Genomic DNA, 11,859 nt, shown 5'->3' with positions numbered 1-11,859 from the left:
GCGCCTAGTCCTTAGCGCTCTCGTCTCCATGGCCATCATCCTGGCTTGACCGATCCGCCGCGTCAGCCGCGCGCGCAGCAGCCGCCTCGGCCGCCTTTCGTGCCTCCTCGAGCTTGGCCTCGAGCCGTTCGACCCGTCGCTCGGCCTTTTCGGCTGCCCGCTGCGCCATCGCCTCGGCACGGGTCGCATGATCCTCGGCCATGTCATCGGCGTGCTGCGCGCGGTGCGCAGCCTTGGCCGCCTGTCGCTCGGCGCGTTCGGCAGCCTTTCGCGCCTGCTGCGCCGCGCGTTCGGCTTGCCGCGCGATCTTTTCGCGCATCCGCTCGCCCTTCGCCTGCGCTCGCTCGCGCATTTCCTCGGCGCGGCATTGCCAGTCCGTTATGTCCATCCCGCGCATTTCCCCGATCGCGGCGAGAAATTCGTCCCGCGCCTCCATCGCCAGATGTTTGAAGCGGGCCATATGTTCGCGCGCCCGCTCGCGCGCCTCGTCATGATGCTCCATCATTCGACCTCCTCATCCGTTTCGCTGTATCGTTACACCAATACAGTCAAGATGGGAAGTTCGGCGTCTTGTTCAAGGTTTGATGTTGCGGATCACCGATTGCGCCGTGTCGTGCGCCTGCTTGGCGATATTGCTCGACAATTGCAGCGCTTGCTGGCGCTGCTGCATGGCACCTTGGAGGTCGAGTTGGCGCAGATCATCGGCATCATCGAGGCCGGCGAGCCGCGCATGCGCCTCGGCCAAGGCGCGATTGGCGATGGCCCATTCGCGATAGTCGAGCGTGCCGGCGGCGAGCGCCGCGTCGATGTCGGCCTGCGCCGAGGACAATCGCGCGCGTGGTGAGATGGCGACAAGCGGACGCTCTCGAAGAGGGATGGTGAGCCGTGGCTGGACGGGCTGGGCCGGGGGCGGCGCGGCGGTCTGCAGCGCAGCAAAACATAGCGCGATGGTCAGGCCGGGCATGATGAGCACTCCTTCGATGAATGGCCCATCATACCGCCGTCGCCACCCCCGTTGAAGCTCAGTTCTTGGCGCGCAGGCTCAAGAGCAGGCCGACGCCATAATCGGGCGCGCCCTCGGAAAGGCCCACCGTACCGTATCCCGTCATGCTGAGACGCGGATGGACACGCGCCACGAGTCCGCCGAACAGCGTATGGCTGTCCTCGATCGTGTTCACGCTGGCCTGGCTATAATCATAGCTGACGATCCCGATCAGGTCGGCGGGCAGCATCACCGTCGCACCGATGGTCCCGTAATAGCCATTTTCCAACTCGCGATCGTCGGGATCGCCGAGCCAGCGATGCCCGAATTCGACGAAGGGTGTGACATTGCCCACGGTATAGGCGACCTCGCCCCCAAAGGAAAAATCGGTCTTGCCGGTCGACAAATTCTGCTCCGCATCGCCCGTCGGCAGCTTGACGCGCCCGCCGAGCGAAAGTTCGACGCCGTTGATATCGAGCAGGTCATAGCTCGCGCGCAGCGACAGGTCGCCGAGGCCCGAGCGCCGCGACGTGGTCATGTCGTCCTCGCCAACGATCGGACCGCCCGCGCCGCCGACGACGCTGTTGGAGCCGTCGATCATGATGTAAGGGACCGAGGCACCGAAGGACCAGCGACCTTCGGAAGCGCGCACGCCGAAGGGCACGACGAGGACACTCGTCTCGGTATCGGTGCCATAGGTGCCGGTCGAATAGTCGACGCCGCTCGACACGGTGACGCGCTGCGCGGCGGCGGGGCTGGCGAAAGCGATGCCCGCGACCAGCGCGAGCGTCAGGGTTCGAACCATGATGAAAAACTCTCTTCTTTCAAAAGTACGAAGGGGCGCCGCCATCTCCCTCTAGGCGGCGCCCCTTCGCGACCGCTCCCAATACGAGGATGTCGGGAGCGGTCTGTCGTCGAGCCTTAGCGACCGCGGCCGTTGCCGCGCGAATCCTTGGCGTTTTTGCGAGCTTCGCGCGCCTCGTCGCGGGCGGCCTTGGCGTCCTGACGGGCGGCCTTGGCTTCGTCACGCGCCGCCTTGGCGGTTTCGCGCGCTTCGGCAGCGGCGGCACGGGCTTCGCTTACATGCGCCGGACGGGCCAGCTCGCGGACCTGCGCGCCGATGCCGTTCTTGTCGCCGGTGCGTTCGCCCTGCGCCATTTCGCGCACGGTGCTACCGAGGCCGTTGGAAGCAGTGCCTTCGCCTTCCTCGCCGTCGACATCCTCAACGTCACCGTCTTCGACGTCACCGTCTTCGACATCACCGTCTTCGGCATCGCCATCTTCGCCGTCGGTCTCGCCGTCCGTTTCACCATCGGTTTCGCCGTCGGTTTCGCCGTCCGTGCCACCATCGGTCTCGCCGTCGGTTTCGCCGTCGGTATCGGTTTCAGTGTCCGTATCGGTGTCGGTTTCCGTCTCGGTATCGGTGTCCGTCTCCGTATCCGTATCGGTTTCCGTCTCCGTATCGGTGTCCTCGCCCCCGGCGTCCTGTGCCAGCACAGGCGTGATCGCAAACATCGCGGCGGCGGCTGCCACCAGCATCGGTTTCCTGGTCATAATCGTCCTAACTCCCCAAAAACAAAATCCCCTAGGACGTGCGGTTGAGCCCCGTGCGGACGATCGGGTCAATCTGGGGGTATAGGGAGGGTGAACGGTTATCGGCGAACCGAGCCGGATGTCACGACGAACCGATCAGCCTTATCAGGGCGCTAACCAAGTCGATTTGCCATCCCGGCGCCAGAGCGCCCGGCGATGCCCGTCATGGGCAAGGCTGAACCAGTCTATTTCCTCCAGCCGGACTTTGAGAATCGCAAAATGCGCGCGCGCTTCATGGTTAAGACGCGCCTCGTCCGGCTCGCTCTCGCGGACATCGTCCGGAAGGTTGGGAAGCGGGGCCGCATGCGCACTCGACGGCGGATGGGGAGCGAGATAGCAACGCCGCGCAAAGTTGCTGCTCTCCTCCCAGGCAGCCTCGACCTCGGCCCCCTCGGTTTCGATGCGTCCCGTGCCGCGGAGCCGCAATTGCACCCGGGCGTCGGCGTCATAGCATAGCAAGCCGATCCGTGGGTCGGAGGCAATGGCAGCCGTCTTCGGTGCGCGCGCATCGGTGTGGAAGCGCATTTCGACATGCTCGCGATCGACATGGCGTAGCACCATCACTCGCGCATCGGCATCGGCGGTGGCGACGACCGGCAAGTGCATCGCGCTGCGCCTGTTGCGAGCACCCTCCTCCAGTCGATCGAGGGCGTCACTGAATACGGCGTCGAGCGTATCGGGAAGGGCCATGCGATCGCCTACCATCGCGCCCGGTGCGGGGCTAGCCTTTGCAGGCGCTTTTCCGCTAGGGCGGCGCGCGATGGACAACGGTGTGAAGACGATCCGCGGGGCCATGATGGTGGCCGCGGCAATGATGGTGCTGGTGCCTGGCGCCAAGATGCTCGGCGCACGTTTTTCCATCCCTGCCTACGAATGGCGTGGACTGGCCGACGAATTTCGCCCGCGCTTTCTTGTCCATCGGGTGACGGCGCGCGATTATGCCCATATCCGCATCGCCTGCTCGGGCGCGATGCCGCGGCACGTCTACATTCTCGACCACCGCCTGTTGGAAGAAAGCGCACTCGAGCACGCCCGTGATCGCTATCCAACCTGTTCGGTCAGTCAGATCCTCAAATAGAAAAGGCGCCGTACGACCGATAAGGGTCGAACGGCGCCCGTCCTTTGTTTCGCATTAGGGCAGGGGGGATCAACCGCTACCGCGACCGCCCGGCACGTCCTGCACCGGACTGCGCAGGCCGTGATTGATGTCGTCCTGCTTCGTTACGCCCTCGGTCGCATCGGGGTCGCCGATGCGCTCGAGCGCGGCTTGCGTCCCGATATCGGTGTTGAGGTCGCCCTGAAAGCGCCCTTGAAAATTCGGGGTCTCGAGGCTGCGCTCGAGAAGCTCGCTGTCATCATTCTGCTTCGCCGTCTCGGCACGGCGGTTGAGGTCGCTGTCGCTCATGCTGGCTCTCCTTACAAGTTCACGTCGGCGCGATGGTTCTCATAATCCGGCTTCTCGGGGTCGCCGCCAATGAAGTCGATCGCCGCCTGCACAAGATGCTCGGCGCCCGCATTTTCCCACACGTTGGCGGTTTCGGTGTCGAAGCGCAGGAGCACGAGGTTGGGATCGTCCTTGCCGCCCTCGTACCAAGGGGCGATCATCGAATTCCACAAACGGTCGATCGCCGCGCGATCCTGGTCGACGACGAGATTGCCGTGGATGTGCGCGAAGATGTCGTGGCCCTTGTCTTGGAAGCTGGCGATGGCCCGGTGGCTCTCGCCCAGCCCCTCGACGAGACTTTCGCGCTTGTCGGCGAAGAAATAGATCTTGCGCCCCGGGCCCTCGCCGTCGATTTGGACGGTCATCGGGCGGGTGCGGCTGTCTTCCACGCCTTGAAGGCCGAGCATTACGAAGGGGCTCGACCCGCCGAGCGCCTTCCACAGCTTGGCCTCGAGATCGCGGCGCACTTCGGCATCGCTCTTGTCGTCATTCTTGAAGAACATTCTACGCTCCTTTTTCCATTCTCCGTACCAACGGGCAGGAAAGGAGCGCCGTTCCGCAGCCTATCGCAGCCGCTTCACCACCAGTCGTCCGTCGCTGCCCTTCTTGACGTCATAATGGTCGAGGCTGCGCACGAGGTCGGAGAGGCGCGTGAATCCGTAGTTGCGCACAGCAAAGCTCGACACCGCCTTGGCGCGCTGTCCCATCTCGGACAGTGGCGTATAGCCTTCCTCGTCGCGTTTGGATGCCTTGTAGGCGTTCCCCAGGATGGCGAGCAGTTCATCGTCCACCGTGCGGTCGGCGGCCGAAGCCTCGCTGCCATTCTCGCCGCTTTTGCGCGCCAGCGCGGCGACATCGAAAAATCGCGTGCAGGCCTGCTTGAAGCTGACCGGCGTCTTGGCGGTGCCGAAGCCGTAAACGGGTAAGCCGTCCTCGCGCAGTCGCTGGGCGAGGGGGAGGAAGTCGCTGTCGCTGCTCATGATGCCGAAGCCGTCGACCGTGCCTCGATAGAGCAGGTCCATCGCGTCGATCACCATGCGCATGTCGGTCGCGCTCTTTCCCTTGACCACGTCGAACTGCTGCACCGGCACGATCGAATGGCGCCCCGTCAGGTCGCCCCAGGTCTTCAAGGCATGCTTGCGCCAGTTGCCATAGGCGCGGCGTATATTGATCTCGCCCAGTTCGGCGAGCACCGTCAGCACCTCGTCGAGATGGTCGGGGCTGGCATTGTCGGCATCGATGAGGAGCGCGATATTGAGCTCCTCTTCGGCATTGCGGCTGCGGCGGTCGCTCATCACTGGTTCACTTCCATCCGTCTCACATAGCGGTTCGGTGGCGGAACGAAAGAGGCTGTCTTTGCGTCCCCACCTTGTGAATTGTTAGAAATGGGAGAAGTTGCGATGGGTATGAAGACGGGCGGAACGATGCTGGTGGCAGGCCTTCTGGTGACAGGCTGTGCGACCACCGACCCTTATGGCTATAACGATCCCTATTACGACAACCGTAACAACGAACAGCTCGAACGCGCCGCCAAGGGCGCGGCGATCGGCGGACTCGCCGGTGCTGCGGTCGGCGCGGTAGTCGATGGCGTGGGCGTCGTCGAAGGCGCGGCTGCCGGCGCGGCGGTCGGCGCGATCGCCGGTGCGGTCATCAAGGGCAAGCAATATTACCGCGATACGCAGGGCTATTGCTATTATGTCGATAGCAACGGCAACCCGGTCTACGACTATGACGCCGACTGCTAGTCGACGATGAAATTGCCGCTTTTCTCGTCGAGGACGAGCAGGCGGCCCTCACCGATGGTAAAATGGCAGCCGTGGAGCTTGAGCTTCGCGGCTGCCTCGCGTTCGGCGACGAAGGGGAAGCTGCGAAGGTTGGCGAGGCTCTGGCGCACCGCCGCCTGTTCGAGCGCCAGCTGCGGATCCTCACAGCCATCGTTCGCCAGCACCTCGGCGCGCGGCGCGTCGAGCAGGCTGATCCAGTCGTCGAGGAAGCTATGTCCCGCGACCCCCTGATCGCCGCCTTTCAATGCTGCGGCCACCCCGCCGCACGATCCATGCCCCATCACAACAATATGGCGCACCTTGAGCCCGGTAACCCCGAATTCGATCGCCGAGGATACGCCATGAAGCCCCCCGCCGGGCGCATAGGGCGGCACCAGATTGGCCACGTTGCGCAACACAAAGGCCTGTCCCGGGACGAGATCGAAAACCGTTGCGGGGTCGACCCGGCTGTCGCAACAGGCGACAATCATGATCGGCGGATGTTGCCCCTCGGCAAGGTCTTCCCAGCGTCCGCGATGGCGGTGGAAGTCGTTGCGACGAAAGCGGTGATAGCCGTCGAGCAGTTCGCGAAACTCGGGCATCAGAATTTGTCCTGCCGCACCACGTCGACGTCGCCGATGGTCAGCAGCAGCCGATGACTGTCGAGCATCGGTGCGATCGCTTCCAGCAGATTGTCGGCATCGCTCGCCGTACCGATGGCGAGCAGCATCACCTTGCTCGACCCCGTTAGCCGCTCGTCCTGCCACGCGCCGCCCGATCCGCGCCCTTGCAGCACCTGCATGATCGTATGGCCCGAAAAGCCCGCGTCGCGCACCAGCTTGCCGAGCCGCGGAACCAACTGCTCCTCGAGCAGGATCTCGATCCGTTTCATCTTGGACAATTGCATCAGGCGAGCACTCCTGCGAGCCAGCTGAGAAAGGCGATGTTGACGACCACGTTGAAGGGGAAGGTGATCCCCAGCGACATGGAAAGATAGATGCCCGGATCGGCCTGCGGCAAGGCAAGCCGCATCGCGGCGGGCACCGCGATATAGGAAGCGCTGGCGCCAAGCACCCCCAGCACGGCAGCGGTCCCGACATCGAGCCCGAGGAGGGTGCCGAGCGTCACGCCGATGATCCCGTTGATGATCGGCATGCCGATGCCGATGACCGCAAGCCGCCAGGTAATCGCGCGCGTCTCGCGAAGGCGCCGCGATGCGATCAGGCCCATGTCGAGCAGGAAGAGCGCGAGGATCCCCTTGTAGCCGATGGCAAAGGTCGGCGCGATCGGTGCGAACCCTTCGGGGCCGGCGACATAGCCGATCAGCATCGAGCCAATGAGCAGCACGACCGAGCTGTTGAGCAGCACCTCGTGCAACATTTCGCTCCTCGAGCTGTCGCTGTCCTTGGCGGCAAGCGACAGCCCCGAGATGATCGCAGGCCCTTCCATCAAGGCGAGTACCGCGACCATGAAGCCCGCCGCCGGCATGCCCGCGGTCTCGAACATTTCGATCGCGGTGATATAGGTGACGAGACTGACCGAGCCATAGTGCGCGGCGGTCGCCGCCGCATCGACCCGCCCAAGTCGCCCGAAACTCGAGAGAAGGAAATAGGCAGGGTAGGGGATAATGAAGCTGAGCGTGATCCCGGCCGCGCCTGCCAACAGAAGCTCGGTGGTGATGCCCGCTTCGGCGATCGCAACCCCGCCCTTCAGACCGATTGCGACCATCAGGTAGATGGCCATCGCCTTTGCCATCGCTTCGGGGATGGACAGGTCCGACCGGGCGAAACCCGCGAACATGCCGAGGACGAAAAACAGGATGATCGGCGACGTCAATGTCTCGAGGATCATGGGAGCCCCTTTGCAGTTTCGGCACCGCTACGCGCTCGGCCTTGGCAATGGCAAGCCTGATCGCTATCTCGCCCTCATGAATGCACCCGTCATCCCCCCGCACCCCGAAGGCCGCAAGCGCAAGCCCGACTGGATCCGCGTCAAGGCGCCCGTCTCGAAAGGCTATAACGAGACCAAGGGCCTGATGCGCGAACTCGGCCTCGCCACCGTGTGCGAGGAAGCGGCCTGTCCCAATATCGGCGAATGCTGGGACAAGAAGCATGCCACGGTGATGATCCTCGGCGACACCTGCACGCGCGCCTGCGCCTTCTGCAACGTGAAGACCGGCATGCCGCGCCCGGTCAATCCGATGGAGCCCGAGAACACCGCGATCGCGGCCGCCAAGATGGGTCTCAAGCATATCGTCATCACGAGCGTGGATCGCGACGATCTTCCCGATGGCGGCGCCGACCAGTTCGTCAAGGTGATCAAGGCGTTGCGCACCCACACGCCAGACACCACCATCGAAATCCTCACGCCCGATTTTCGCGGCAAGCACGAACAGGCGATCGAGAAGATCGTCGAAGCGCGTCCCGACGTCTTCAACCACAACCTCGAGACCGTGCCGAGGCTCTATCCGACGATCCGTCCCGGCGCGCGCTATTATGCCTCGCTGCGCCTGCTCGAACGAGTGAAGCGGCTCGACCCGTCGATCTTCACCAAGTCGGGCATCATGGTCGGCCTCGGCGAAGAGCGTCTGGAAGTGCACCAGGTGATGGACGACATGCGCTCAGCCGACATCGACTTCCTGACCATGGGCCAATATCTCCAGCCCACGCCCAAGCATGCCGAGGTCAAGGAGTTCGTGCCCCCCAAGACCTTCGAGGCCTATGCCGCCATCGGCCGGGCCAAGGGCTTCCTGCTCGTCGCCGCCAGCCCGCTGACGCGGTCCTCCTATCATGCCGGCGACGACTTCGAGAAGATGCGCGCCAACCGCGAGGCGCAGCTTGCCAAGGCCGCGCGCCGGTAATGCCGCGCCATTCCGAGACCCGCCAGCTCCCCTATAGCGCCGAACAATTGTTCGACCTCGTGGCCGATGTCGCGCGCTATGACCAATTTTTGCCTTGGGTCAGCGCGGTGCGCGTGCGCTCGGACAGCGAAACCGAAATGGTCGCCGACCTCATCGTCGGCTTCAAGGCGTTCAAGGAGCGCTTCACCAGCAAGGTCAACAAAGAGGCGCCCGGCAAGATCACGGTCGATTATGTCGAGGGGCCGCTGAAGTTCCTGCACAACGAATGGACCTTCACGCCCGACGGGCAGGGCGGGACCAAGCTCGGTTTCTGCGTCGACTTCGCGTTCAAGAACCGCATCTTCGAGACGGTTGCGGGCCAGATGTTCGACCGTGCCTTGCGCCGCATGACCGACGCCTTCATCGAGCGCGCCGACGAACTTTACGGAAACAAGAGCGAAAGCGCTTCCAGCGCCGCCTGAACGCGGATGGCCGCGCGGCTGGCGGCAGGGTCGAAATGCTTCAACTCGGCCTGCGTGTCGGCGCGGCTGCTCGCCCGCGCGAACCAGACAGTGCCGACCGGCTTGTCCGCCGAGCCCCCGCCGGGGCCCGCCACACCGGTAATCGCCACCGCCACATCGGCGCTCGAACGCATGAGCGCGCCCTCGGCCATTGCCCGCGCCACCTCCTGCGACACCGCGCCATGCAACTCGATCAGCACCGGATCGACGCCCAGCATCCGCACCTTGGCTTCGTTGGCATAGGTGACATAGCCCGCCACGAATACGTCCGAGGAACCGGCAATCTCGGTGAGCGCCGCCGATACAAGCCCGCCGGTGCAGCTTTCCGCCACCGCCACGCGGGTTCCTGCTTCCCGATGCGCATCGAGAACCCGCTCGGCAGCCGCCACGAGGGTAGGGGAGAGGATGCTCACGCTCCGTGCGCCATCCGGATATTGGCGACCGCCTGACAGGCGATGCCCTCGCGCCGCCCGGTAAAGCCGAGTTTTTCCGTCGTCGTCGCCTTCACGCTGACCTGACCCTCGCGAAGCCCAAGGATGCTCGCGATCCGCGCGCGTATGGCATCGCGGTGCGGGCCAACCTTGGGCGCCTCGCAGATGACGGTTGCATCGACATGATCGATCGTCCCGCCTGCGCCGCGCACCAGCTTGGCGGCATGGACCAGGAAAAGATCGGACGAGGCGCCACGCCACTGCTCGTCGCTCGGCGGAAAATGTTCGCCGATATCGCCCATGCCCGCCGCGCCGAGCAGCGCGTCCGTAATCGCGTGCAGGAGCACATCGGCATCGCTATGGCCCGCCAGCCCCTTGTCGTGCGGAATGGCAATGCCGCCGAGCATCACCGGGCCGGGCCCCTTGAATCCGTGAACGTCGAAACCCATTCCGGTACGCGGTGTCATTCGTGCCTCCAGCATGGCTTCGGCGCGCGCCCAGTCGGCAGGCACCGTCAGCTTGTCCAACATTCCATCGCCCTCGACCGTGGCGACCGGCAGTCCTGCCGCTCGGATCACGCTAGCCTCGTCGGTGGGCGCAGGAGCGCTCTCACCACTCGGCTGTTGCCCTAATGTGTCGATGAGATGTCGCGTCAGGAACCCCTGCGGTGTCTGGACCCTCACCAGTTCGTTGCGGCTCTCCGAGGATGTAAGGAACACGCCATCGCTACGCGCCACCGTGTCGGGGACGGCGAGGGTCGGGACGACCGCCGCATGGCGATGCAGCGCCTCGACGAGCCGATCGACGACCTCGCCCGGGCAGAAAGGCCGGGCGGCATCGTGGACCAGCACATGGCTCGTCTCGACCGCCGCCAACCCGTTGCCGACGCTCTCGCTTCGGCTGGCGCCGCCGATGACCAGCGCACCGACGTCGCGGTCTCCCAGCGCCTCGTGCGCCATCTCCTCCTGTCCTTCGCCGATGACGACCCGAACCGCATGGATCGCAGGGTGATCGAGCAGTGCATCCACGGCGTGAGCGAGTACCGCCTTGCCGGCGATGGTGCGATATTGCTTGGGCGTCTCGCCGCCCATGCGGCTTCCCGAGCCGGCAGCGACGATGAGAGCGGTGACTTGCATGGGAAAAAGCCATGCCGCGCCAATCAACGCCTGTGAAGGCCCGTTCATTGCACGATCAGCGAAATTTCCGTAAAGGCGCGCCACCATGACCCGCCTCAAGCCCATCAAGATCGGCAATATCACCATCGCCGAACCCGTCATCCTCGCGCCGATGACGGGGGTGACCGACACGCCCTTTCGCAAGATCGTCAAGCGCTACGGCTGCGGCCTGACCGTGTCCGAGATGATCGCGTCCGAGGCGATGATCCGCGAGACCAAGCAGAGCCTTCAAAAGGCGACCTGGGATCCGTCCGAAGAGCCCGTGTCGCTCCAGCTTGCCGGCTGCGAACCCACGCGCATGGCCGAGGCGGCCAAGTTGAACGAGGACAAGGGCGCCGCGATCATCGACATCAACATGGGCTGCCCCGTGAAGAAGGTCGTCAACGGCTATGCAGGCTCGAGCCTCATGCGCGACCTGCCGCTCGCCGCCTCGCTCATCGAGGCCACGGTCAAGGCGGTCAAGGTGCCGGTGACGGTCAAGATGCGGATGGGCTGGTGCCACGACAGCCTGAATGCGCCCGAACTCGCGCGCATCGCCGAGGACCTCGGCGCGCAGATGATCACCGTCCACGGCCGCACCCGCAACCAGATGTATCGCGGCAGCGCCGACTGGGCCTTCGTCCGCAACGTCAAGGAAGCCACCAACCTTCCCGTCATCGTCAACGGCGACATCAACGCGCTCGAGGACGCGCATGCCGCGCTCGATCAGTCGGGCGCCGATGGCGTGATGGTGGGCAGGGGGGCCTATGGCAAACCGTGGCTGCTCGGCCAGATGATCGCCGATCTGTGCCATGGCGAGACCAAGGATGCCCCGCCGCTCGCCGAACAGCTTGATGTGATCCTCGAGCAATATGAGGACATGATGGCGCTCTATGGCGAGCGCGTCGGGGTCAATTGCGCGCGTAAGCATCTTGGCTGGTACACCAAGGGCCTTCATGGCTCGGCGGAGTTCCGTAACTTCGTCAATACGGTCGAGAGCGCCGAGGAGGTGAAGCAGCTCCTGCGCGACTATTACGGTCGCTTCATCGAGGCACAGCGCGACGCCGCCTGACGCCTCGGGCGACCGCGCCCAAACTGTGTTTTTCATGCAACGCTTGTGTGCTAGGCCGTC

18 protein-coding genes are annotated in these 11,859 nt (G+C 64.4%); 5 read left to right on the top strand and 13 right to left on the bottom strand.

What is annotated here, in order from left to right; translation table 11 throughout:
* Nucleotides 1-4 precede the first annotated feature (4 nt).
* From NUW51_RS03345 to NUW51_RS03325, 5 genes are all read right to left on the bottom strand, one after another.
* Nucleotides 5-505, bottom strand: coding sequence for a hypothetical protein (locus NUW51_RS03345; protein WP_265562745.1), 501 nt, complete (start codon nt 503-505; stop codon nt 5-7).
* 69 nt (nt 506-574) lie between these two features.
* A complete protein-coding gene (locus tag NUW51_RS03340) occupies nt 575-964 on the bottom strand; it encodes a hypothetical protein (protein ID WP_265562742.1) in 390 nt (129 codons plus the stop codon).
* Nucleotides 965-1,022: 58 nt separating this feature from the next.
* The gene (locus NUW51_RS03335) at nt 1,023-1,787 is read right to left on the bottom strand and encodes a transporter family protein (protein ID WP_265562739.1); all 765 of its coding nucleotides are present in this window, start codon (nt 1,785-1,787) and stop codon (nt 1,023-1,025) included.
* A 116-nt stretch (nt 1,788-1,903) separates the two neighbouring features.
* Nucleotides 1,904-2,521: a hypothetical protein gene (locus tag NUW51_RS03330; protein ID WP_265562737.1), complete on the bottom strand. Its 618-nt coding sequence runs from the start codon at nt 2,519-2,521 to the stop codon at nt 1,904-1,906.
* 159 nt (nt 2,522-2,680) lie between these two features.
* Nucleotides 2,681-3,265 carry a pyridoxamine 5'-phosphate oxidase family protein gene (locus NUW51_RS03325; RefSeq protein WP_265562735.1) on the bottom strand — a complete coding sequence of 195 codons (585 nt, stop codon included), beginning with the start codon at nt 3,263-3,265 and terminating at the stop codon, nt 2,681-2,683.
* An 82-nt stretch (nt 3,266-3,347) separates the two neighbouring features.
* Between NUW51_RS03325 and NUW51_RS03320 the strand changes: the two genes are divergently transcribed.
* The gene (locus NUW51_RS03320) at nt 3,348-3,653 is read left to right on the top strand and encodes a hypothetical protein (RefSeq protein ID WP_265562733.1); all 306 of its coding nucleotides are present in this window, start codon (nt 3,348-3,350) and stop codon (nt 3,651-3,653) included.
* Between the two features lie 69 nt (nt 3,654-3,722).
* On the opposite strand, the gene NUW51_RS03315 is transcribed toward NUW51_RS03320, so the two are convergent.
* Genes NUW51_RS03315 through NUW51_RS03305 form a run of 3 tightly spaced genes read right to left on the bottom strand, consistent with a single transcriptional unit; the run spans nt 3,723 to nt 5,314 of the window.
* Entirely contained in the window at nt 3,723-3,980 is a 258-nt protein-coding gene (locus NUW51_RS03315) for a hypothetical protein (RefSeq protein ID WP_265562731.1), read from the bottom strand.
* 11 nt (nt 3,981-3,991) lie between these two features.
* Nucleotides 3,992-4,522 (bottom strand): pyridoxamine 5'-phosphate oxidase family protein, encoded by a 531-nt coding sequence (locus NUW51_RS03310; protein WP_265562729.1) that lies wholly within the window; start codon nt 4,520-4,522, stop codon nt 3,992-3,994.
* A 60-nt stretch (nt 4,523-4,582) separates the two neighbouring features.
* Nucleotides 4,583-5,314 carry an NYN domain-containing protein gene (locus NUW51_RS03305; protein WP_265562727.1) on the bottom strand — a complete coding sequence of 244 codons (732 nt, stop codon included), beginning with the start codon at nt 5,312-5,314 and terminating at the stop codon, nt 4,583-4,585.
* 105 nt (nt 5,315-5,419) lie between these two features.
* Here NUW51_RS03305 and NUW51_RS03300 point away from each other — a divergent pair, with 105 nt between their 5' ends.
* Complete coding sequence (locus NUW51_RS03300; protein WP_265562724.1) at nt 5,420-5,764, top strand: YMGG-like glycine zipper-containing protein; 345 nt, start codon at nt 5,420-5,422, stop codon at nt 5,762-5,764.
* Here NUW51_RS03300 and NUW51_RS03295 read toward each other — a convergent pair.
* The 3 genes from NUW51_RS03295 to NUW51_RS03285 are packed head-to-tail and all read right to left on the bottom strand — an operon-like array spanning nt 5,761 to nt 7,633.
* Nucleotides 5,761-6,384, bottom strand: a complete 624-nt coding sequence (locus NUW51_RS03295; protein ID WP_265562722.1) for a carbonic anhydrase — start codon at nt 6,382-6,384, stop codon at nt 5,761-5,763. The genes NUW51_RS03300 and NUW51_RS03295 overlap by 4 nt on opposite strands.
* Nucleotides 6,384-6,689 carry a P-II family nitrogen regulator gene (locus NUW51_RS03290; protein WP_265562720.1) on the bottom strand — a complete coding sequence of 102 codons (306 nt, stop codon included), beginning with the start codon at nt 6,687-6,689 and terminating at the stop codon, nt 6,384-6,386. Before NUW51_RS03290 ends, NUW51_RS03295 begins: the two co-directional genes overlap by 1 nt.
* Complete coding sequence (locus tag NUW51_RS03285) at nt 6,689-7,633, bottom strand: sodium-dependent bicarbonate transport family permease (RefSeq protein WP_265562718.1); 945 nt, start codon at nt 7,631-7,633, stop codon at nt 6,689-6,691. The genes NUW51_RS03290 and NUW51_RS03285 overlap by 1 nt, the downstream gene beginning before the upstream one ends.
* Before the next feature lie 76 nt (nt 7,634-7,709).
* Between NUW51_RS03285 and lipA the strand changes: the two genes are divergently transcribed.
* A complete protein-coding gene (lipA, locus tag NUW51_RS03280; protein WP_265587913.1) occupies nt 7,710-8,642 on the top strand; it encodes a lipoyl synthase in 933 nt (310 codons plus the stop codon).
* Nucleotides 8,642-9,103 carry a type II toxin-antitoxin system RatA family toxin gene (locus tag NUW51_RS03275; protein ID WP_265562716.1) on the top strand — a complete coding sequence of 154 codons (462 nt, stop codon included), beginning with the start codon at nt 8,642-8,644 and terminating at the stop codon, nt 9,101-9,103. The genes lipA and NUW51_RS03275 overlap by 1 nt, the downstream gene beginning before the upstream one ends.
* Here the strand turns inward: NUW51_RS03275 and NUW51_RS03270 are convergent.
* The gene (locus tag NUW51_RS03270; protein ID WP_265562714.1) at nt 9,064-9,555 is read right to left on the bottom strand and encodes a CinA family protein; all 492 of its coding nucleotides are present in this window, start codon (nt 9,553-9,555) and stop codon (nt 9,064-9,066) included. The genes NUW51_RS03275 and NUW51_RS03270 overlap by 40 nt on opposite strands.
* Nucleotides 9,552-10,709, bottom strand: coding sequence for a bifunctional 2-C-methyl-D-erythritol 4-phosphate cytidylyltransferase/2-C-methyl-D-erythritol 2,4-cyclodiphosphate synthase (locus NUW51_RS03265; RefSeq protein ID WP_265562712.1), 1,158 nt, complete (start codon nt 10,707-10,709; stop codon nt 9,552-9,554). The genes NUW51_RS03270 and NUW51_RS03265 overlap by 4 nt, the downstream gene beginning before the upstream one ends.
* An 85-nt stretch (nt 10,710-10,794) precedes the next feature.
* Here NUW51_RS03265 and dusB point away from each other — a divergent pair, with 85 nt between their 5' ends.
* Nucleotides 10,795-11,799 carry a tRNA dihydrouridine synthase DusB gene (dusB, locus tag NUW51_RS03260; RefSeq protein ID WP_265562710.1) on the top strand — a complete coding sequence of 335 codons (1,005 nt, stop codon included), beginning with the start codon at nt 10,795-10,797 and terminating at the stop codon, nt 11,797-11,799.
* Nucleotides 11,800-11,859 lie beyond the last annotated feature (60 nt).

This window comes from Sphingomicrobium arenosum, from assembly GCF_026157085.1.
Taxonomy (GTDB): domain Bacteria; phylum Pseudomonadota; class Alphaproteobacteria; order Sphingomonadales; family Sphingomonadaceae; genus Sphingomicrobium; species Sphingomicrobium arenosum.
The sequence above is the reverse complement of the archived record's forward strand: the minus strand, read 5'-3'. Positions and strand labels throughout refer to the sequence as shown.